Origin of the sequence: Klebsiella sp. SWET4 (assembly GCF_024296565.1) — a bacterium.
Lineage (GTDB): Bacteria > Pseudomonadota > Gammaproteobacteria > Enterobacterales > Enterobacteriaceae > Klebsiella > Klebsiella variicola.
In genome coordinates, this window is the sequence record NZ_JANCOB010000002.1 from 156419 (window position 1) to 176855 (window position 20437).

The 20437-nt window shown below is 60.1% G+C and carries 17 protein-coding genes; 8 read left to right on the plus strand and 9 right to left on the minus strand.

Features of this window, described 5'->3' with window-relative positions:
* Window positions 1-137: 137 nt before the first annotated feature.
* The 3 genes from NKJ21_RS07565 to NKJ21_RS07575 all read right to left on the minus strand — a co-directional run bounded on the left by NKJ21_RS07565 (window position 138) and on the right by NKJ21_RS07575 (window position 2944).
* A complete protein-coding gene (locus NKJ21_RS07565; protein ID WP_239270431.1) occupies window positions 138-1109 on the minus strand; it encodes a TerC family protein in 972 nt (323 codons plus the stop codon).
* A 271-nt stretch (window positions 1110-1380) separates the two neighbouring features.
* Window positions 1381-2370 (minus strand): Gfo/Idh/MocA family protein, encoded by a 990-nt coding sequence (locus tag NKJ21_RS07570; protein WP_239270432.1) that lies wholly within the window; start codon window positions 2368-2370, stop codon window positions 1381-1383.
* Window positions 2371-2443: 73 nt separating this feature from the next.
* Window positions 2444-2944, minus strand: coding sequence for a M48 family metallopeptidase (locus tag NKJ21_RS07575; RefSeq protein WP_016161861.1), 501 nt, complete (start codon window positions 2942-2944; stop codon window positions 2444-2446).
* A gap of 70 nt (window positions 2945-3014) precedes the next feature.
* On the opposite strand from NKJ21_RS07575, the gene rlmG reads away from it, so the two are divergent.
* A complete protein-coding gene (gene rlmG / locus NKJ21_RS07580; RefSeq protein WP_224229383.1) occupies window positions 3015-4145 on the plus strand; it encodes a 23S rRNA (guanine(1835)-N(2))-methyltransferase RlmG in 1131 nt (376 codons plus the stop codon).
* Between the two features lie 249 nt (window positions 4146-4394).
* Here rlmG and NKJ21_RS07585 read toward each other — a convergent pair whose 3' ends face one another.
* From NKJ21_RS07585 to lsrR, 3 genes are all read right to left on the minus strand, one after another.
* Window positions 4395-6416, minus strand: a complete 2022-nt coding sequence (locus NKJ21_RS07585) for an NADPH-dependent 2,4-dienoyl-CoA reductase (RefSeq protein ID WP_186932638.1) — start codon at window positions 6414-6416, stop codon at window positions 4395-4397.
* Between the two features lie 291 nt (window positions 6417-6707).
* Window positions 6708-8306 carry an autoinducer-2 kinase gene (lsrK, locus tag NKJ21_RS07590; RefSeq protein WP_016161858.1) on the minus strand — a complete coding sequence of 533 codons (1599 nt, stop codon included), beginning with the start codon at window positions 8304-8306 and terminating at the stop codon, window positions 6708-6710.
* Window positions 8307-8343: 37 nt separating this feature from the next.
* The gene (gene lsrR, locus NKJ21_RS07595) at window positions 8344-9315 is read right to left on the minus strand and encodes a transcriptional regulator LsrR (protein ID WP_012540508.1); all 972 of its coding nucleotides are present in this window, start codon (window positions 9313-9315) and stop codon (window positions 8344-8346) included.
* 218 nt (window positions 9316-9533) lie between these two features.
* On the opposite strand from lsrR, the gene lsrA reads away from it, so the two are divergent.
* From lsrA to lsrG, 6 genes are read left to right on the plus strand one after another with little or no spacing between them, the layout of a single operon-like run.
* The gene (lsrA, locus tag NKJ21_RS07600) at window positions 9534-11021 is read left to right on the plus strand and encodes an autoinducer 2 ABC transporter ATP-binding protein LsrA (protein ID WP_080928847.1); all 1488 of its coding nucleotides are present in this window, start codon (window positions 9534-9536) and stop codon (window positions 11019-11021) included.
* Window positions 11018-12052, plus strand: a complete 1035-nt coding sequence (gene lsrC, locus NKJ21_RS07605; RefSeq protein WP_016161856.1) for an autoinducer 2 ABC transporter permease LsrC — start codon at window positions 11018-11020, stop codon at window positions 12050-12052. The genes lsrA and lsrC overlap by 4 nt, the downstream gene beginning before the upstream one ends.
* Window positions 12053-13057: an autoinducer 2 ABC transporter permease LsrD gene (gene lsrD, locus NKJ21_RS07610; protein WP_022066315.1), complete on the plus strand. Its 1005-nt coding sequence runs from the start codon at window positions 12053-12055 to the stop codon at window positions 13055-13057. It abuts the gene before it with no gap.
* The gene (gene lsrB / locus NKJ21_RS07615; protein WP_008806564.1) at window positions 13054-14067 is read left to right on the plus strand and encodes an autoinducer 2 ABC transporter substrate-binding protein LsrB; all 1014 of its coding nucleotides are present in this window, start codon (window positions 13054-13056) and stop codon (window positions 14065-14067) included. Before lsrD ends, lsrB begins: the two co-directional genes overlap by 4 nt.
* Before the next feature lie 11 nt (window positions 14068-14078).
* Window positions 14079-14966 carry a 3-hydroxy-5-phosphonooxypentane-2,4-dione thiolase gene (lsrF, locus tag NKJ21_RS07620; protein WP_080928848.1) on the plus strand — a complete coding sequence of 296 codons (888 nt, stop codon included), beginning with the start codon at window positions 14079-14081 and terminating at the stop codon, window positions 14964-14966.
* Window positions 14963-15259 carry a (4S)-4-hydroxy-5-phosphonooxypentane-2,3-dione isomerase gene (lsrG, locus tag NKJ21_RS07625; RefSeq protein ID WP_002917723.1) on the plus strand — a complete coding sequence of 99 codons (297 nt, stop codon included), beginning with the start codon at window positions 14963-14965 and terminating at the stop codon, window positions 15257-15259. The genes lsrF and lsrG overlap by 4 nt, the downstream gene beginning before the upstream one ends.
* 47 nt (window positions 15260-15306) lie before the next feature.
* Here the strand turns inward: lsrG and ygjG are convergent, their stop codons facing one another.
* Window positions 15307-16686: a putrescine aminotransferase gene (gene ygjG, locus NKJ21_RS07630; protein ID WP_012540512.1), complete on the minus strand. Its 1380-nt coding sequence runs from the start codon at window positions 16684-16686 to the stop codon at window positions 15307-15309.
* A gap of 257 nt (window positions 16687-16943) precedes the next feature.
* Window positions 16944-17498, minus strand: coding sequence for a PadR family transcriptional regulator (locus NKJ21_RS07635; protein WP_046621531.1), 555 nt, complete (start codon window positions 17496-17498; stop codon window positions 16944-16946).
* Window positions 17499-17735: 237 nt separating this feature from the next.
* On the opposite strand from NKJ21_RS07635, the gene NKJ21_RS07640 reads away from it, so the two are divergent.
* On the plus strand, window positions 17736-18512 hold the full coding sequence (locus NKJ21_RS07640; RefSeq protein ID WP_004144829.1) for a siderophore-interacting protein: 777 nt from the start codon (window positions 17736-17738) through the stop codon (window positions 18510-18512).
* A 203-nt stretch (window positions 18513-18715) separates the two neighbouring features.
* Here the strand turns inward: NKJ21_RS07640 and NKJ21_RS07645 are convergent, their stop codons facing one another.
* Complete coding sequence (locus tag NKJ21_RS07645) at window positions 18716-20365, minus strand: glycerone kinase (RefSeq protein ID WP_224230133.1); 1650 nt, start codon at window positions 20363-20365, stop codon at window positions 18716-18718.
* Window positions 20366-20437 lie beyond the last annotated feature (72 nt).

Genomic DNA, 20437 nt, shown 5'->3' on the forward strand with positions numbered 1-20437 from the left:
TATACGGAAAGAATGGCGGGCGGGAAGCGTAAAATGCTGTGATTTTAATCTGGATCTTGTTTTTTAACTATGTAGTAACATAACTGTGACATGAGCAGAGATTGCCGTCGGCGATGGCCGACGGCGCGTTGTGCAGATTACTCAGGCAGTTTGCGCTGCTTGTCGTGTTGCTTGTTGACCCAGGCGTTAATCAGCAGCGTGACGGCCAGGATGCCTCCTACTACGCCCAGCGAGATGGCGACCGGGATATGGTAGAAGTCGACGATCACCATCTTCACGCCAATAAACACCAGGATCACCGACAGACCGTATTTGAGCATCGAGAAGCGCTCGGCGACCCCCGCCAGCAGGAAGTACATGGCGCGCAGGCCGAGGATCGCGAACAGGTTTGAGGTCAGGACGATAAACGGATCGGTGGTGACCGCGAAGATCGCCGGGATACTGTCGACGGCGAAAATCACATCGCTCAGTTCCACCAGGATCAGCACCAGCAGCAGCGGCGTGGCGAACAGCACCCCGTTTTTACGGGTGAAGAAGCGCTCGCTCTCGATTTTATCCGTCATTCGCAGATGGCTGCGGATCCAGCGCACCAGTGGTTTATCGCCGATGCCGGAGTCATCTTCTTTCGCCAGCGCCATCTTCACGCCGGTAAACAGCAGGAAGGCGCCGAAGACGTACAGCAGCCAGTCAAACTGGGAAATCAGCCAGCTGCCGGCGAAGATCATGATGGTACGCAGAACAATCGCGCCCAGCACGCCATACACCAGTACCCGGCGCTGCAGAGCAGGCGGTACGGCGAAATAGCTGAACAGCATCAACCAGACGAAGACGTTATCGACCGCCAGCGCTTTCTCAATCAGATAACCGGTGAGGAAGGCTAAGGCCTGCGGGTCAGCGACGGCCCGGCCCTGGGTTTGTACCAGATACCACCAGAAGGCGGCGTTGAACAGCAGAGAAAGCGTGACCCAGAGGATTGACCAGCCCGCGGCCTGCTTCATGGTCATGCTATGCGAACCGCGTCGTCCCTGAAGCAGCAGATCGATTGCCAACATGATCGCGACGACGACAGCGAATCCACCCCATAGCAACGGCGTGCCGACAGTATTCATTTGATATTCCTTACATAAAAACAAAACGGCTGACGTCGGAAGACGGCAGCCGCTGCGCTTTTATGCATAGACCTCGCCTTCCGGCAAGGTCTCACTTACAACAACCAAAGTACATCGCGATGGGCTTTGGTTATTGCCCGGCGACCGGATGCGGTATTGCACGCATCGTAATGACGATCAACCGGCAAGGAAGTTACTCCCCTTTGCACGTAACAAAATATGTCACAGGGCGGTTTTCGTCAATGGCGGCCGGTCCGGCCTTTACACTCTTTTACGCCAGCGGCTGCGTATCGGCCGGGAAGATCACTCCGGTCTGGCGACGAATTTCGCTCGACAGTTTTGCCGTAATATGGCTCACGGTCAGACCCGGGTGATTGACATCCTGTGTCTCCACCAGGCGCGCAAAGGTCTCCGCCTCATACAGCATAGTATTAATGTGCTGGGGCTGCGTCAGGTCCTGGGCTTTGCCGCCGCGTGGCACAAACGCCAGCTTCTGACATTCGGAGATTTTTTCGATCACTAACGCGCCGTCTTCGCCCTGAATTTCACTGGGGATCGCGGAATCGCTAACTTTGGAGTGATGCAGCGTCACGTCGAAGTCGCCATAGCTCAGCACCACGGTGCCCTGGGCGTCTACGCCGCTGTCCAGCAGGCTGGCGGTGGCAAGAACGGCCCGCGGTTCGCCCCATAACGCCACAGCGGACGCCAGGCAATAGAAGCCGATATCCATAATCGAACCGTTAGAGAACGCCGGGTTAAAGGTGTTGGGGTTTTCGCCGTCAAGGTAGCGCTGATAGCGCGAGGAGTACTGACAGTAGTTGATGAAGGCTTTGCGCAGTTTGCCCGCTTTAGGAAGCGTCTCTTTGAGTAGCAGAAAGTTAGGCAGGCTGGCGGTTTTAAAGGCTTCAAACAGCACAACGTTATTTTCTTTCGCCAGCGCTATCGCCGCCTCGACTTCCTGCAGGTTCGATGCCAGCGGCTTTTCGCAAATGACGTGCTTTTTGTGGCTCAGGAACAGCCGGGTCTGCGGGAAGTGCAGCGAGTTCGGGCTGGCAATATAGACCGCGTCAACGTCAGGGCTCTGTGCCAGCTCATCGAGCGAGGTAAACAGATGCTCGACCGGATAGTCATTGGCGAAGGCTTGCGCCTGTTCGAGGCTGCGGGAGTAGATGGCGGTAAGTTTATATTTGCCGGTTTCATGGGCGGCATCGACAAACTGCTTGGTGATCCAGTTTGTGCCAACAACTGCGAAACGTATCATAAACGTTGACGAACTCCATTAAAGGGAACCTGTCGTCACTCTATCATGCCATCATGACAAAACCAGTGCGTCACTACGCAGAACGATTTAACGAAAGGTGCGTCAGCCACAGGCGGGTATCGAATTCCAGTTGATGGTACTGTGGCTCCATATGGCAGCACAGTTGATAAAAGGCTTTGTTGTGATCTTTCTCTTTCAAATGCGCCAGTTCATGGACCACGATCATCCGCAGAAAGGCCTCCGGCGCGTCGCGAAACACCGTCGCCACGCGAATTTCCGCTTTGGCTTTCAGCTTACCGCCCTGAACGCGGGAAATCGCGGTATGCAGGCCGAGCGCATTGTTCAGCACGTGGATTTTACTGTCGTACATCACTTTGTTGATCGGCGCCGCTCCGCGCAGAAAGCGGGCCTTCAGATCCTGGGTGTACTGATACAGCGCTTTATCGCTGTTAACGTCATGGCCCTGCGGATAACGCTTTTGCAGCACCTCGCCGAGGCGGTCTTGCTCGATTAAAGCCGTGACCTGCGACAGCAGCGATTCAGGGTAGCCCTGAAGGTAAGGTAGCGTGTTCATGGTGAAAAAAGTTTACTTCTCCGGAGAATTGAGCGATAACACGCGCGAATTTTAGCATTTCGGAGGGGCGATGAGCCAGGCAGAGTTAAACGGTGAGTTATTCACATTAGAGCGGTTCCCACCTAACGCTGAAGAAGAAGCGCTACAGGCATGGGAAGCGGCGGATGAATATCTGCTGCAACAGGTGAATGACGTCGACGGCCTGACGCTCATCTTCAACGACGGCTTCGGCGCGCTCGCCTGCGCGCTGGCGGCGCGCAACCCGGTCAGCATCAACGACTCCTTTATTTCCGAGCTGGCGACCCGCCACAACCTGCGGATGAACGGTATCGATGAAGAGAGCGTGCGCTTTCAGGATAGCCTGAGCCCGCTACCGGCTGCGCCGGCGCTGGTGCTGATTAAGGTGCCAAAACAGCTGGCGCTACTGGAACAGCAGCTGCGCGCCCTGCGCGAAGTGGTCACGCCGGAAACCCGCATTATCGCCGCGGCGAAAGCCCGTGATGTGCACAACTCGACGCTGGCGCTGTTTGAAAAAATCCTCGGCACCACCACCACCTCGCTGGCGTGGAAAAAAGCGCGTCTGATCCACTGCGTTTTCACCGCCCCCAAGCTTGCCGATGCGCCGCAAACCTACAGCTGGAAGCTGGACGGCACGCCGTGGACCATCCATAACCACGCCAACGTTTTTGCCCGCAGCGGACTGGATATCGGCGCGCGTTTCTTCCTGCAGCATTTACCGTCTGATCTGGAAGGCGAGATCGCCGATCTCGGCTGCGGCAATGGGGTGATTGGCCTGCAGGCGCTGGCGCAAAACCCAAACGCCAGCGTGATGTTCACCGATGAGTCGCACATGGCGGTGGCTTCCAGCCGGTTGAACGTCGAGCGCAACCTGCCGGACGATATCGCACGCTGTGAATTTATGGTCAATAACTCGCTCTCCGGCATTGAGCCGGATCGCTTTACGGCGATCCTGTGTAATCCGCCGTTCCATCAGCAGCACGCGATTACCGACCATATTGCCTGGCAGATGTTTAACGATGCCCGCCGCAGCCTGAAATATGGCGGCGAGCTGTACGTCGTCGGCAACCGCCACCTCGATTACTTCGGTAAGCTGAAGCGCGCTTTTGGTAATTGCACGACGATTGCGACGAACAATAAGTTTGTCATTTTGAAAGCAACGAAGGTGCGTAAGCAGCGCTGATTCCTTTTGTTGTTTCCCCCCGGCTTGCGGCTGTCGCCTTAGCCGGGCTACCGACTGTCGCCTTAGCCGGGCTACCGACGATTGCGACGAACAATAAGTTCGTAGTTTTGAAAGCAACGAAGGTGCGTGAGCAGCGCTGATTCCTTTTGTTGTTTCCCCCCGGCTCGCGGCTGTCGCCTTAGCCGGGCTACCGTCCGGGATTATCGTGGTAGCCCGGGGAAGGCGCATCGCGCCGCCCCCGGGACACGGCTAAATCGCCAGCGCCAGTTTAGTGCCCTGGGCAATCGCCCGGCGCGCATCCAGCTCCGCCGCCACGTCGCAACCGCCGATGAGATGCACCGTTTTCCCTGCCGCGCGCAGCGGTTCCGCCAGCTCGCGGCGCGGTTCCTGACCGGCGCAGATCACCACCTGATCGACCGCCAACAGTTGGCGCTCGCCGCCGATAGTGACATGTAACCCTTCATCATCGATCTTTTCATAGCTGACCGCCGGGATCATTTTCACGCCGCGCGCCAGCAGCGTCGCGCGGTGGATCCAACCGGTGGTTTTGCCGAGCCCTTCGCCCGGTTTGCTGGCTTTGCGCTGTAGCATCACAATCTGTCGCGGGCTTTTACTCAGTTGCGGGCCTTCAGGATGCAGCCCTCCCGCCGTTTGCAGGCTGGTATCGATACCCCATTCGCGGCAGAACTCGCCGATATCCTGGCTGGTGGCCGCGCCCGACTGGCTTAAATACATCGCGGTGTCGAAGCCGATACCGCCGCAGCCGATAATCGCCACCTTCTCGCCAACCGGTGTTTTATCGCGCAAGACATCCAGGTAGCTCAGCACTTTGGGATGATCGATCCCGTCGATCGCCGGCAGGCGCGGGGCGATACCGGTGGCGAGGATCGTCTCATCGAACGTCAGCAGATCGTCTGCCGTGACGCGGGTGTTCAGGCGTAGATCGACACCATGAAGATCGAGCATGGTGCGGTAGTAACGCAGCGTCTCGTGAAACTCCTCTTTGCCGGGGATCTGTTTGGCGATATTAAACTGGCCGCCGATCTCCGGGAGCGCATCGAACAACGTGACGTGATGACCGCGAGCGGCGGCGTTAACGGCGAAGGCCAGACCGGCAGGCCCGGCGCCGACCACCGCCAGCCGTTTAGGCGCGTTGGCCGGCAGGACCGGCATCAGGGTTTCATGACAGGCGCGCGGGTTGACCAGACAGGAGGTGACTTTGCCGACGAAGATTCGATCGAGACACGCCTGGTTGCAACCGATGCAGGTATTGATCTCCCCGGCGCGATCGCGCTGCGCTTTCGACATAAATTCGGCGTCGGCGAGGAACGGGCGGGCCATCGATACCATATCGGCATCGCCGCGAGCGAGAATATCCTCCGCGACCTGCGGATCGTTGATGCGGTTGGTGGTGATCAACGGGATCGACACCGCGTCTTTCAGCTTGCGGGTGACCCAGCTGAACGCTCCGCGCGGTACCGGCGTGGCGATGGTCGGAATGCGCGCTTCGTGCCAGCCAATCCCGGTGTTGATAATTGTCGCCCCCGCCGCTTCAATCGCTTTAGCCAGTTCGGTGACTTCCGCCAGCGTGCTGCCGTCGTTGACCAGATCGAGCATCGACAGGCGGTAGATGATTATGAAATCGTGGCCGGCGCGCTGGCGCACCGCCTTAACCACTTCAATGGCGAAACGCATGCGCCTGGCATAATCGCCGCCCCATTGGTCGTCGCGCTGGTTGGTGCGCGCGGCGAGAAATTCGTTAATCAGATAGCCTTCTGAACCCATCACTTCGACGCCGTCATAGCCCGCTTCACGCGCCAGCTGGGCGCAGTGGGCAAAATCATCGATCAGCGTCAGGATCTCATCGTGGCTCAGTTCATGGGGCGTAAAACGGTTAATCGGCGCCTGTAGCGCCGAGGGGGCCACCAGCGCGGGCTGGTAGCTGTAACGGCCGGTATGCAGGATCTGCAAGGCGATTTTGCCGCCTTCCTGATGTACCGCGTCGGTAATATGGCGATGGTGCGCCAGATGGCTGGCATCGTTGAGTACCGCGCCGCCGGCCATGGTGACGCCAGAGGGCGCCGGAGCGATGCCGCCGGTGACGATCAGCGCCACGCCGTGGCGGGCGCGCTCGGCGTAAAAGGCCGCCAGCCGCTGCGCGCCGTCCGGCAGCTCTTCCAGCCCGGTGTGCATCGAGCCCATCAACACGCGGTTTTTGAGCGTTGTGAAGCCCAGCTCAAGCGGGGCGAAAAGCGACGGATAGCGGCTCATAGTGGCTTCCAATGTAAAATTATTGTTATGTGGTCGGATGAGTTACTAATTTAGCCGTCGCGGAGAAAAAGGGAAAAGGGGAGTGCGGTGATTGTGATGGGATTCAAAGAACGGAACTCGTTGTCCCTCACCCCGACCCTCTCCCAAAGGGAGAGGGAGAAAGGCGGACCGGCACCGATATTCAACGCTAGTGCCGATCGGTTCCCTCACCCAAAGGGCGAGGGGGAAAGGCGGATCGGCATCGGTATTCAAGGCCTGTGCCGAACGGTTCCCTCTCCCACCGGGAGAGGGTTAGGGTGACGGGGAAGACGCTACGCGCTGGCGGCGCTCCAGGCCCGGTGCCTGCCACATCGACGTTGTCAGCCCGCTATCGACAAGGCCAAGCTGATCGGCATACACCGTCTGCCACTTGCTCATCATCTCCTGATACAGCTCGCGATGCTGCGGATTTGGGGTGAACTCGCGGTGCCAGCTCACTAACCGTTCTCCTGTACTGGCCATATCGCCATACAGTCCGGCGCCGGTTCCGGCGGCGATAGCACAGCCCAGCGCGGTGGCTTCGCGAACCACCGGCACCCGCACCGGCAGGCCGGTGACGTCGCTGAGGATCTGGCTCCACAGCGCGCCTTTAGAGCCGCCGCCGGCAAACACCAGGCTCTCGAATGTCACCCCGGAGAACTGGGAGATCTGCGCGAGGTTGCAGGCGGAGACAATCGCTGCGTTCTCCTCCAGCGCGCGGAACAGGGTCGCTTTGTTGCACTTCTCCGGATCGATGGAGAGGTTAATAAACGACGGCGCGGCGTGGTACCACTGCTTAAAGTGCATGGCGTCAGAAAAAATAGGCATCACGCCGTGGGAACCGGCGGGGACGCGGCTGGCCATCTCCTCCAGCAGCGAATAGGCATCGACGCCGAGCCGCTCGGCAATCAGTTTTTCTTCAGCGCAGAAGGCGTCGCGAAACCAGCGCATGGTCAGACCGGTAAAGAAGCTGATCGATTCCGCCTGCGCCATGCCGGGAATGACATGAGGATTAACACGAATATTCATCTGCGGATCGGTACGCACCTGCGGCAGGTTGACCACCTGCTGCCAGAAAGTGCCGCCGAGTACCGCAGTTTGCCCGGCGCGCACCACCCCAAGGCCCAGGCAGCCGAGCTGGACGTCGCCGCCGCCCATCACCACCGGCGTCCCGGCGCGCAGGCCGCTCTCATGCGCCGCCGCTTCGGTGACGGCGCCCAGCAGGGTACCGGTCTCTTTGACCGGCGACAGCATATCGGCGCGCAGCCCGGCCATATCCAGCAGCGCCGGACGCCAGTCGCGGCTGAACAGGTCGAGCATGCCGGTGGTGCCGGCGTTTGACGGGTCGACCGCCAGCTCGCCGGATAGCTTCGCCGCCAGCCAGTCGCTGATCATGGTGATGGTTGCCGCTTTGCGGTAGATATCGGGGCGGTGGTGCGCCAGCCACAGCAGGCGCGGCATGGCGCTAAGCGCCAGGGTTTGTCCCGAGACCTCGTATACCTCGGATTCAAAACGATAGTCGTGGATCTCCTTAAGCTCCGCCACTTCGCGGCTGGCGCGGGCATCGACGTTGGCGCAGGCCCAGATGGCCTCGCCGTCGCGGTCATAGAGAACGATCCCTTCGCGCATCGAACAGCAGGCGACGGATTGAATATCGGCGGCAGAGAGCCCGGCGGCGTTGAGCGCCTGGCGAATACACTGGCAGGCCAGCTGCCAGTTGGTGGTAAGGTCGAACTCCATCGAGCCGGGGACGTTATCGACGCTCAGGTGTTTCCATTCGGCCTGGCCTACCGCCAGCTGGCGGCCATTAAGATCGAAAATGACCGCCCGAATGCTGCCGGTCCCGGCATCTAACGCTAACAGGTAACTCATGACATGCGCCTCGCTGTTGTCGCGCGGCGCCTGGCCGTCAGGAGGCCAGCGCGAGTACCGCGCGTGCTGTTGTCTCTTCCGTTACCAGGCCATTAATGCGCTTTCCAGTCAGAGCGGCATAAATCGCCTGCGCTTTTTCTTCTCCCCCGGCGACGCCGACGATGGTTGGCAGCTGCGCCAGCTCATCCAGGGTTACGCCGAGCAGTTCCCGATGGATCTCCAGTCCTTCTACCGGCCGGCCGTCGGCCTGCAGGAAATAACCTAAAATGTCGCCGACCGCGCCTTTGCGCGCGTACATCAGCTGTTCGCCCTCGCTGATATAGCCGGAGCGTAAAATCGTGGCGTCGCGCCGCTGATCGATGGCGCCAATGCCGACCACCGCCGCGTCCGCCGCCGTTGCCGCGAGGATCACGTCGCGCACGCTCGACTCACGGCGCAGGATCTCGGCGACCTCCGCTGAAGAGACCCGCAGCGGCGCCGGAATAATGCTGACGCTGCAGGCGGCATCAAGCTGGCCGATGCCGGTCATATAGGGGCCGACGCCGCCGGAGAGGGTCACCAGCCGCACCTGCTGCGAGCCGATAAAGCCGCTGAGATGCTGCAGGCAGCTCATGGTGGCCTCACCGAAGCCGACCGCCAGCAGCTGTCCCGGCTGCAGAATGCCCATCAGCGATTGCGCCGCGCCGATCCCCAACCGGGTATTCATCGGCGGGGTGTTGAGCGCCGGCAGCACGCGGGCAATCTTGAGGCCAAAGCGCTGCTGGAGTTCACTTTCCAGCGCCAGACAGCCCTCATAGCGCGAGTTGATCTGCACGCGGATCACCCCGGACTGGCGGCCTTTCTCCAGCAGACGGGAAATCTTCAGCCGCGGCAGCCCCAAACGCTCGCCGATGTCATTTTGCGTCAGGCCGTCGTGGTAGTAGCACCACGCCACCCGCGCCACCAGCTCTTCCTCGGCTAACGCCAGCCCGGCGTAGCGGTTCTCTTCCGTAATGCGTTTTTCGCTCATAAATTGAACTCTTATAAAAATTTAGATCATATGTTCGCTATTGCGCGGTCGGAAAGTGTGAGCCGACTGGCAAAACGGATCTTTCATCGCTGGCCCATTTTTTCCTGAGGATCTAAAGCGCCAAACTGTGATCTTCGCACGGTTGTAAATATAGTTCACCGTCTACGCTTTTGAACATTATTAAATTTAAAAATCATTTGTTCAATCGAGGCGCGATGATGAAGCCACTGCTTGAAGCTCGCCAGATTTGCAAACAGTTCTCCGGCGTTGCGGTGCTCAAGGGCATTGATTTCACACTAGGCGCGGGCCAGGTGCATGCGCTGATGGGCGGCAACGGCGCGGGTAAATCGACGTTGATGAAGATCATCGCCGGCGTTGAAACGCCGGATAGCGGTGAACTGACGATCGGCGACCGCGCGTTTGCGCGCCTCAGCCCGGCGCTGGCCCACCAGCTGGGCATCTATCTGGTGCCGCAGGAGCCGATGCTGTTTCCCAACCTCAGCGTGCGCGAGAACATTCTTTTCCGCCTGCCGAAGCGGGCGGATACCGTCGCGCGACTGCAGGACAAACTGCGGCAGCTGAACTGCCAGATCAACCTCGATGCCAGCGCCAGCACGCTGGAAGTGGCCGATCAACAGATGGTCGAGATCCTGCGCGGCCTGATGCGCGAGGCGCGGATCCTGATCCTGGATGAACCCACCGCCTCTTTAACCCCGGGCGAAACGGAGAGGTTGTTTAGCCAGATCCGCGCGTTACAGGCACTGGACGTTGGGATCGTCTTTATCTCACACAAATTGCCCGAAATCCGCCAGCTTGCCAGCCATATTTCGGTGATGCGCGACGGCGCGGTGGTGCTGAGCGGCGAGACCGCGGCATACCGCGACGAGCAACTGATTAACGCGATGACGCCGGTCAGCCGCGACCATGCGCTGAGCGACACGCAAAAGCTGTGGCTGTCGCTACCGGGCAACCGCCGTACGCAACCGCAGGACTTTCCCGTGCTGCGGGTGGAAGATCTTACCGGAGAAGGTTTTATCGATCTCAATCTGGAGATCCGCGCCGGAGAGATTGTCGGTCTGGCCGGGCTGGTGGGATCAGGGCGCACCGAATTTGCCGAAACCTTATACGGCCTGCGTCCACCGCGCGCCGGGCGGATCTGGCTGGAGAACCGCGAGATTAGCCGCGACAGCACCCGCGCCAGGCTGGCCAGCGGGCTGGTCTATCTGCCGGAAGACCGCCAGGTCTCGGGGCTGTTTCTCGATGCGCCGGTGCGCTGGAACACGGTGATGTTCAATCAGCCGTCGTGGTGGCAGCAGGGGAAACGGGAGGCGGCGGTGGTTGAGCGCTATCACCGGGCGCTGGGGATCAAGCTGGCCGATGGCGATCAGCCGGTGCGCACTCTCTCTGGCGGTAACCAGCAGAAGGTGCTGCTGGCGCGCTGTCTGGAAGCTAATCCGTTACTGCTGATTGTCGATGAGCCGACGCGCGGCGTGGATGTCTCCGCCCGCGCCGATATCTATCAACTGCTAAAAAGCGTTGCCGCGCAAAACGTGGCGGTGCTGATGATCTCTTCCGATGTGGATGAGTTCGTCGGCCTGGCCGACCGGGTGCTGGTGATGCATCAGGGCCGCTGCAGCGGCGAGCTGGCGCGGCAGGCGGTGACCGTCGATCGCATGATGACCCTGGCCTTCGGAGGACAGGCATGAAAACGTTACTGAAGAATCGCGAACTGAGCGCCTTCTTTGCCATCGTGGCGCTCTTTGCCGTGCTGGTGGCGCTCAATCCAGCCTATTTCAGCCTGCAGACCCTGGCGATGATTTTCGCCAGCTCGCAGATCCTTTGCCTGCTGGCATTGGGCGCGACGCTGGTGATGCTGACCCGCAATATTGACGTGTCGGTAGGCTCCACCGTTGGGCTGTGCGCCATCGCCGTCGGCGTGGCGCTGAACAACGGTTACGGGCTGGCGACGGCTATCGCCTTTGCGCTGGCGATTGGCGCGCTTGCCGGGGCGTTTAACGGCCTGCTGGTAGTGGGACTGCGCATTCCGGCGATCGTCGCCACCCTCGGCACGCTGGGGTTGTATCGCGGGGTGATGCTGCTGTGGACCGGCGGGAAATGGATCGAGGGCTTGCCCGACAGCCTGAAGTCGCTCTCGGAGCCGGCGTTTATCGGCGTGTCGCCGCTGGGCTGGCTGGTGCTGGCGCTGCTGCTGGCGGGCGGCTGGCTGCTGTCGCGCACCGCCTTTGGTCGTGATTTTTACGCCGTCGGCGATAACCTCGCCGCCGCGCGCCAACTGGGGGTGGCGGTCAATCGCACGCGGATGCTGGCCTTTACCCTCAACGGCATGCTAGCGGCCTGCGCCGGGATTGTCTTCGCCGCGCAGATTGGTTTTGTGCCTAATCAGACCGGCAGCGGGCTGGAGATGAAAGCCATCGCCGCCTGCGTACTGGGCGGGATCTCGCTGCTCGGCGGTACCGGCACGCTGCTCGGCGCGTTTCTCGGCGCCTTTTTCCTCACCCAAATCGACACCGTGCTGGTGCTGTTCCGTCTTCCCGCCTGGTGGAATGACTTTATCGCCGGCCTGGTGCTGCTCGGCGTGCTGGTGCTCGATGGCCGCCTGCGCCAGGCGCTGGCCCGCCATCAGCGGGCGCTAAAATACAGCCGTTTCCAGCCCGGTAATAAAGGGGGCAAACAGGTTGCCCGCTTTCCCGAACGCAAAAGCAAAGAGGTGGCTTAAATGAAGCTGAAGCTTAACTGGGAAAGCGCGCTGCTGGCGTTGCTGATCGCGGAAATCCTGCTGTTCGGCGCCTTGAATTCGCGCATGCTGGATCTCAATATGCTGCTCTTTAGCACCAGCGACTTTATCTGCATCGGCATCGTCGCGCTGCCGCTGACGCTGGTGATCATCAGCGGCGGGATCGATATTTCGCTGGGCTCGACCATCGGCCTGTGCGCCATCGCCCTCGGGGTGATGACCCAGGCGGCCTGGCCGCTGTGGCTGGCGGTATCGCTGACGTTGCTCTTGGGACTGCTGTGCGGGTTATTCAACGCCGCGCTGATCCACTACACCGGCATCAGCCCGCTGGTGATCACGCTTGGTACGCTGTATCTGTACGGCGGCGGCGCGCTGCTGCTTTCCGGGATGGCCGGCGCGACCGGTTACGAGGGGATTGGCGGTTTTCCCGATAGCTTCACCGCCATCGCCAATTTAACCCTCGCCGGACTGCCGCTACCGCTGGTGCTGTTCGCGATTATCACCTTTCTCTTCTGGCTGCTGGCCCATCGCGGGCGCTTTGGCCGCCATCTCTTTTTACTCGGGCAAAACCCGCGCGCCGCGCGCTATGCCGCGCTGTCGGTGAACGGCATCCCGTACGTGCTGTATGGCCTGGTTGGCGTCGCCTCGGCGGTCGCGGCGCTGGTGATGGTCTCCTATTTCGGCTCGGCGCGTTCGGATTTAGGCCGCGACCTGCTGATGCCGGCGCTGACCGCGGCGGTGCTCGGCGGGGCCAATATTTACGGCGGCTCGGGATCGATACTGGGTACCGCGCTGGCGGCATTGCTGGTGGGGTATCTGCAACAGGGTTTACAGATGGTCGGCATCCCCAACCAGGTGTCGAGCGCGCTGTCAGGGGCGCTGTTGGTTGTGGTGGTGATGGGGCGTTCGCTGAGCCTGCACCGTGAATGGGTGCGCGCGACCTGGCGGCGTCTTTTCTCGCATAGAACAATCGGAGCACAACAATGAAAACAAAACGTATCCTGCAGGTCAGCGCGCTGGCGCTGGCGATGAGCGTGGTTACCGCGCAAGCGGCGGACCGCATCGCCTTTATTCCTAAGCTGGTCGGCGTCGGCTTCTTTACCAGCGGCGGCAACGGCGCGAAAGAGGCGGGGAAAGCGCTGGGCGTTGATGTCACCTATGACGGCCCCACCGAGCCCAGCGTCTCCGGCCAGGTGCAGCTTATCAACAACTTCGTCAACCAGGGCTACAACGCGATTATCGTCTCCGCCGTTTCGCCGGACGGCCTGTGCCCGGCGCTGAAGCGGGCGATGCAGCGCGGGGTGAAAGTCCTGACCTGGGATTCCGATACCAAACCGGAGTGCCGCAGCATCTATATCAACCAGGGCACGCCGCAGCAGCTTGGCGGCCTGCTGGTGGAGATGGCGGAAAAGCAGGTCAGCAAACCTGCCGCCAAAGTCGCGTTTTTCTACTCCAGCCCGACGGTGACCGACCAGAACCAGTGGGTGAAGGAAGCCAAAGCCAAAATCGAAAAAGAACATCCGCAGTGGCAAATCGTCACCACCCAGTTTGGCTATAACGATGCCACCAAATCGCTGCAAACCGCCGAGGGGATCTTAAAAGCGTATCCGGATCTCGACGCCATTATCGCGCCGGATGCCAATGCGTTGCCGGCGGCGGCGCAGGCGGCGGAGAACCTCAAGCGTCAGGGCGTGGCGATCGTCGGCTTTAGTACGCCGAACGTGATGCGCCCGTACGTTGAGCGCGGCACGGTAAAAGCGTTCGGCCTGTGGGATGTGGTTCAGCAGGGCAAAATTGCGGTTAACGTCGCCGATCGATTGTTGAAAAAGGGCGATCTTAACGTGGGCGACAGCGTTGAGGTGAAAGATATCGGCTCGCTGAAGGTCGAACCGAATAGCGTGCAGGGCTACCAGTATGAGGCGAAGGGCAACGGTATCGTGCTGCTGCCGGAGCGCGTGGTGTTCAGCAAAGAGAACATCAACAACTACGACTTCTGACGGAGGAAAAGATGGCTGATTTAGACGATATCAAAGAGGGTAAGGACTTCGGCATCGGCCGCCCGCAGCAGAACACGCTGTATACCCTGAAAGGCTGCGGCTCGCTGGACTGGGGCATGCAGTCGCGGCTGGCGCGCATCTTTAATCCGCACAGCAACCGCACGGTGATGCTGGCCTTCGATCATGGTTACTTCCAGGGGCCAACCACCGGGCTGGAGCGTATCGACCTGTCGATTGCGCCGCTGTTTGCCGACACCGACGTGCTGATGTGCACCCGCGGCGTACTGCGCAGCCAGGTACCGGCGGCCACCAATAAGCCGGTGGTGCTCCGCGCCTCCGGCGGCAATTCAATTTTGAGCGAACTCTCCAACGAATGCGTGGCGGTGGCGATGGAAGACGCGCTACGTCTCAACGTTTGCGCGGTGGCGGCGCAGGTCTATATCGGCAGCGAATACGAACATCAGTCGATCAATAACATCATCAAACTGGTGGATGCCGGCAATCGCTACGGTATGCCGGTCCTGGCGGTTACCGGCGTCGGCAAAGAGATGACCCGCGATGCGCGCTACTTCTCGCTGGCCAGCCGGATTGCCGCCGAAATGGGGGCGCAGTTTGTGAAGACCTATTTCGTTGAGGAAGGCTTTGAAAAAGTGACCGCCAGCTGTCCGGTGCCGATCGTGATTGCCGGCGGTAAAAAACTGCCGGAGCATGAGGCGCTGGAGATGTGCTGGCGGGCGATCGATCAGGGGGCGTCCGGGGTGGATATGGGGCGCAATATTTTCCAGTCCAGCGCCCCGCGCGCGATGCTGAAGGCGGTGAAAAAGGTGGTGCATGAGAATCTGAACGCGCGCGAAGCGTATCAGTTCTGGCAGGAAGAGAAACAGGGAGAGCTGAAATGAATGTGACGCTGGTGGAGATCAATATTAAACCCGAGCGGGTGGATGAGTTTCTTGAGGTGTTTCGCGCCAACCACGAAGGCGCGCTGCAGGAGCCGGGCAACCTGCGCTTTGATGTCCTGCAGGATCCCGAGGTGAAAACCCGCTTTTTTATCTACGAAGCCTATAAAGACGATGAGGCGGTGCTGGCGCATAAGAAGACGCCGCACTATTTAGCCTGCGTCGAAAAGCTGGAGGAGATGATGTCGCAGCCGCGGCAGAAACGCAGCTTTATAGGCCTGTTGCCGCAGGTATGAGGATTTTCCTTCCCCCTCTCCCTGTGGGAGAGGGGGAAGGGCACTTATTACGCTTCTTCAACCGAGACGCGCAGGGCCGCCAGCGCCTTACGCGCCGCTTTCAGCACCTGCTCACACTGCTCCAGGGTGAGGGTCAGCGGCGGTTCAACGCGGATCGTCTTGGCGTTGTTTAACGTCCCGGCGACCAGCACCCGCTGTCTGAACATCTCACTGGCAAAGTCGTAGCCAATCTCGTTATCGACAAACTCGATGGCCATCAGCATGCCTTTCCCGCGCACTTCATTCACCAGGTCCGGATACTCCTGCGCCAGCAGGCGGAACCCGTCCAGCAGCATATCGCCTTTCTGCGCCGCCTGCGCCGGCAGGTTTTGCGTCAACAGCACGTTGATCGTCGCCAGCGCCGCCGCACAGGCCAACGGGTTGCCGCCGAAGGTGGTGGTGTGCAGGAACGGGTTGTCGAACAGCACCGAGAAGACCTCTTCCGTCGCCACCGTCGCGCCGATCGGCATCACACCGCCGCCGAGCGCTTTCGCCAGACACAGAATATCGGGCTGAACGTTCTCATGCTCGCAGGCGAACATCTTGCCGGTGCGGCCCATGCCGGTCTGCACTTCGTCGAGGATCAGCAGGGCGCCAAACTCATCGCACAGCTTACGCACCGCCGGCAAATACCCCTGCGGCGGGAGGATCACGCCCCCTTCGCCCTGAATCGGCTCGAGGATCACCGCCGCGACGTCGTCGCCGGTTTTCTTGCACTCGCTCAGCATGGTGCGCATGGCGTTGATATCGCCGAACGGCACGTGGCGGAAGCCCGGCAGCAGCGGCATAAAGGGTTTGCGGAAGGTCGACTTGGCGGTGGCCGACAGCGCGCCCAGCGATTTACCGTGGAAGGCGCCGCTGGTGGCGATGAAGGTAAATTTACCGCGCGGCGACTGATAGGCTTTCGCCAGCTTGATGGCCGCCTCTACCGATTCGGTACCGCTGTTGCAGAAGAAACTGTACTTTAGTTTGCCGGGCGTTAAGGCTGCCAGGGTTTTCGCCAGCATCGCGCGTAGCGGATCCAGCAGTTCCTGACTGTGAAGCGGTTGTTTCGCGAGTTGATTCTCGACGGCGGATACCACAACTGGATTACGGTGCCCTACATTGAAGATGCCAAACCCACCAAGGCAGTCGATAAATTCCTGTCCCTGGGTGTCGACAAGCGTATTTAACCCTCCCGCTTGCCACTCTACGGCTCCGTAATCCCCGCCGGCTGTGACCGATTTTCGATACTCTAAAAACCCCGGATTCACATGCTCTTTAAAGTATTCCCTGACCTCCTGGTTAAGTGCTTTCATTTCCTCATGATCAAGCGTGCGCTTTTCAATGAGATTCAGTGCGTGTGCGCTGCAGGCCAGAGCCGATGCGCTGGAAGGTAACCTGTTCAAAATGTGCTCCTGGGGCGGACGTATCACACGATACTGGATTAAGTATTGCAGGGATTACGCCAGTTCGGCAGAAGCGGTGAAAATCGGGATAAATGCAAAGTAAAAGACGAAATGTGTAAAATTTAATCTCATTGCGCCACTATTGGCACGTTTTATTCCTGAGCTGACGAGATTTTCTGCCTGGCGGCGATGAACGGGGCGATCCGTCGTGGTGCGAGCTGCCCCAGGGCGGGGCAGCCAGTGGTAACAAAAGAGGCTTAGTCGAGCTGAGAGATCTCCATCGCCGCCCGGTCGATAATGCCGATGATCTGCTTGAGCTGGGCGGCACTGCTGGCCTGCTGGTTCACTTTCAGGTCGAGGACCGCTTTGAAGTTTTCCAGCGCGCGCTTCATCTGCGGATCCCGGCGCAGCTCGCAGCCGACCATCCGCGCCTGCAGACGCTCCTGGATATGGGCCAGGTGCTCCTGGTTCTCGGCGTGCAGCTGTTTTCCTTCCTCGCTGATAACGATTTTTTTACGTCCGTTGTCATCTTCCACGCTGATAAGGCCCTGGTCCTGGAGCAGATCCAGCGTCGGGTAGATCACCCCCGGGCTGGGGCTGTAGTTCCCCTGGGTAAGCGTTTCGATCTCTTTGATCAGCTCATAGCCATGGCTGGCGTTGTGGCTGAGGATATCCAGAATGATCAGCCGCAGTTCACCGTGGCCAAAGAAACGCTGGCGGCGTCCGCCGCCGCGGCGGCCATGGTCGCCGTGTTCGCTGGGATCACCGTGGCGCCCGCGTGGCCCACGCCCCTCTTCATGATGATGTCGCATGGTTACCTCCTGCTGTTTTTGATATATCTAATTTATATCTAAAAAATGAATGTTCGCAATGCTGGTTGCTATTTATTTTTTAATATATTGATATATATGTAATTATTTTCTGGCTGTGGATTTTGATGCGGTTTGTTTTGACTATATCAAAAAAAGACTTGCATTCTTTTTAGTTGGCAATCATTATCATTTGCATCAAGTTTAGATATATCTATTTACCGTTCACGAAGGCAATCGATGATGACAAAAACCAAAGCAGACAAGTACCCGCAGCGTGTCCGCAATGAGCTGCGTTTCCGTGAGCTGACGGTGCTGCGCGTGGAGCGCGCAGGCGCGGCGTTCCAGCGTATCGTGCTGGGAGGCGAGGCGCTGGAAGGCTTCGCTTCTCACGGCTTTGACGATCATACCAAGCTTTTTTTCCCCGAGCCGGGCGCGGCATTTACCCCGCCGCAGGTGACCGAGGAGGGGATTGACTGGGGCGAGGGCGTGCGGCCTGCGACCCGTGACTATACGCCGCTGTACGATGCCGAACGTCACGAGCTGGCTTACGATTTCTATATCCACGATGGCGGTATTGCCAGCCGCTGGGCGCTGGAAGCAAAAGTGGGCGATAAGCTGGTGATCGGCGGCCCGCGCGGCTCGCTGGTGGTGCCGGAAGATTATGCCTGGCAGCTGTATGTTTGCGATGAGTCCGGCATGCCGGCGCTGCGCCGTCGTCTGCTGGGATTACGCCAGCTGCCGGCAAGGCCGCAGGTGACGGCCATCGTTACTATCGCCGATGCGTCGTATAAAGATTATCTGGCGGATCTCGACGGCTTTAACATCGAGTGGGTGGTGGGCCACAACCCGGCCTTCGTCGCCGAGCGTCTGGCCCAGGTGAAGGTGCCGGCGGAGGATTATTTCATCTGGCTGACCGGCGAAGGCGCGGTGGTGAAATCGCTGCTGGCGCGCTTTGAAGACGAGAGTATCGATCAGCAGCTGGTGCGTTCCCAGGCGTACTGGCACAGTAAGTAAAAAGCCATCGTGGTAAAACCCGGATAGCGGCTTGCGCCTTATCCGGGCTACGGTTGGCGCCGTTTTTTGTCGGGTGGCGGCTTACGCCTTACCCGACCTTCTATTCGGCGGTGTGACGTCGCCCCAGTAAAACCCGGATAGCGGCTTGCGTACGGTTGGCGCCGATTTGTAGCCCCGGTAAGCACAGCGCCACCGGGGAAGGCTTATCGTTCCGCCAGGGCCTTAAACACCATCGCTACCGCATGGGCGCCGGGGTCCATGTTGCCGAGCAGGCTATCGCTGTTGAGATAGGACGCTCGTCCGGCGCCAGCTTTGCCCGACTGGCAGGTGCGATCCGCCCCGGCCTGCGCCGCGGCAAAAGCGGCCTGCAGATTCTCCGGTTCGGCCAGCAGCGCCGCCAGCGCCGGCTGCAGAGCGTCGATCATCGTCCGGTCTCCCTCATCGGCGCCGCCGTAAAACTTCATCTGTTCCAGACCGGCGTTCAGCGCCTCGGCCACGCTGGCGCCTTGTCCCAGCTTCTGCCCGGCAGCGGTGAAGAAGATAGACATCAATACCCCGCTGGAGCCGCCCATCACCACCGTCAGACGTTCGCCGATCAGCGCAAAGAGCGTTGGCAGATCGTTTAGCGGCAGCTGCTGGCGCTGCAGCAGGTCGGCAATCTCGCGCGCCCCGGCGGCGAAGGTGGAGCCGGTATCGCCGTCGCCCACTTTGGCGTCCAGCGCGTTGAGATGGGCTTCAAGGTCGGAGAGGGTGCCGGTCACCTGCGCGACGTAATCGCCCACCAGTGGATTGCCCGATGGTATAAAGTCGACGCGCGCGCTGGCGAGAGTGGACGGCATGATGTTAACTGCCCGCGGCTGCACCGGCGTCTGCCAGCCGGCGGTTTCCACGTCCGACAGCAGCGCTTTTTCAATACCCTCCTCCAGCACGATGGCGCTCAGCGAGAAGCCTTTCATATCCAGCGCCGTCACCAGCGAGGCCGGGCCTATTAACCAGTCAACGCGCGCCTGCAGCGGGGTGTTGGCCAGCTCGCGGGTCAGGATCGCCATCTCAGCCACCGACACGCCGCCGAGGTTATTAAGCATCACCGCCAGGCGGCCGGTTTCCGGCAGGGCGGCAGTCAGTTTTTCCACCATCAGGTTGACGATTTCCGCACTGTTTTGCGTGGCGATCGTCGAGGCGCCCGGCTCACCGTGGATGCCCATTCCCAGCTCGGCGTGACCGGCCTGATGGCGCGGCGCGCTGTCGGCTTCCTGCGGCAGGTGGCAGCTGGCCAGCGCCACCCCGATGCTGGCGGTATGGCTGGCGGCGTATTGTGCTTCACGCAGGACGGTGGCGAGGTTGAAGCCGCGCTCGGCGAAATAGCCCGCCACTTTATGCACCAGAATGGTCCCGGCGATGCCGCGCGGATGCTTGTTATCCGGCAGCGAAATGTCGTCGCCGACGATCAGCATCTCCACGTTGTAGCCGAGACGGCGCGCTTTCTCCGCCGCCAGGCCGAAGTTAAGCCGATCACCGGTGTAGTTTTTGACGATCAGCAGGCAGCCCGCCTCGCCGGTCACCGCCTGAATGGCGGTAAGCACCGCGTCGACGCTCGGCGAGGCGAACAGATCGCCGCAGACCGCGGCGGTCAGCATGCCTTTACCAATAAAGCCGACGTGCGCCGGTTCATGGCCGGCGCCGCCGCCGGAGATCACCGCCACGTTGTTTTTATTCAGATCGCGACGGACCACCACCCGGATCGCCGGGTCGCTCTCCAGACGGGCGAGGTTATTCCACGGGCTGGCGATAATGGTACCCTCAATCACATCGTTGACGAGGCTGGCGCGCTGGTTAAAAAAGAATTGAGACATAGTGGTTCCTGAAGAGTAAGCGAAAACTCACCCTCCGGAGGCAGGCCTCCGGAGCGGTAACGGTCAACGTGA

Excerpts from the sequence above, each read along its gene's own strand:
- NKJ21_RS07645 (WP_224230133.1), bottom strand. The coding sequence starts at position 20,365 with ATGTCTCAATTCTTTTTTAACCAGCGCGCCAGCCTCGTCAACGATGTG.
- NKJ21_RS07585 (WP_186932638.1), bottom strand. The coding sequence starts at position 6,416 with ATGAGCCGCTATCCGTCGCTTTTCGCCCCGCTTGAGCTGGGCTTCACA.
- lsrA (WP_080928847.1), top strand. The coding sequence starts at position 9,534 with ATGAAGCCACTGCTTGAAGCTCGCCAGATTTGCAAACAGTTCTCCGGC.
- lsrG (WP_002917723.1), top strand. The coding sequence starts at position 14,963 with ATGAATGTGACGCTGGTGGAGATCAATATTAAACCCGAGCGGGTGGAT.
- lsrD (WP_022066315.1), top strand. The coding sequence starts at position 12,053 with ATGAAGCTGAAGCTTAACTGGGAAAGCGCGCTGCTGGCGTTGCTGATC.
- lsrF (WP_080928848.1), top strand. The coding sequence starts at position 14,079 with ATGGCTGATTTAGACGATATCAAAGAGGGTAAGGACTTCGGCATCGGC.
- lsrB (WP_008806564.1), top strand. The coding sequence starts at position 13,054 with ATGAAAACAAAACGTATCCTGCAGGTCAGCGCGCTGGCGCTGGCGATG.
- NKJ21_RS07565 (WP_239270431.1), bottom strand. The coding sequence starts at position 1,109 with ATGAATACTGTCGGCACGCCGTTGCTATGGGGTGGATTCGCTGTCGTC.
- lsrR (WP_012540508.1), bottom strand. The coding sequence starts at position 9,315 with ATGAGCGAAAAACGCATTACGGAAGAGAACCGCTACGCCGGGCTGGCG.
- NKJ21_RS07635 (WP_046621531.1), bottom strand. The coding sequence starts at position 17,498 with ATGCGACATCATCATGAAGAGGGGCGTGGGCCACGCGGGCGCCACGGT.
- NKJ21_RS07570 (WP_239270432.1), bottom strand. The coding sequence starts at position 2,370 with ATGATACGTTTCGCAGTTGTTGGCACAAACTGGATCACCAAGCAGTTT.
- lsrK (WP_016161858.1), bottom strand. The coding sequence starts at position 8,306 with ATGAGTTACCTGTTAGCGTTAGATGCCGGGACCGGCAGCATTCGGGCG.
- lsrC (WP_016161856.1), top strand. The coding sequence starts at position 11,018 with ATGAAAACGTTACTGAAGAATCGCGAACTGAGCGCCTTCTTTGCCATC.
- NKJ21_RS07575 (WP_016161861.1), bottom strand. The coding sequence starts at position 2,944 with ATGAACACGCTACCTTACCTTCAGGGCTACCCTGAATCGCTGCTGTCG.
- rlmG (WP_224229383.1), top strand. The coding sequence starts at position 3,015 with ATGAGCCAGGCAGAGTTAAACGGTGAGTTATTCACATTAGAGCGGTTC.
- NKJ21_RS07640 (WP_004144829.1), top strand. The coding sequence starts at position 17,736 with ATGATGACAAAAACCAAAGCAGACAAGTACCCGCAGCGTGTCCGCAAT.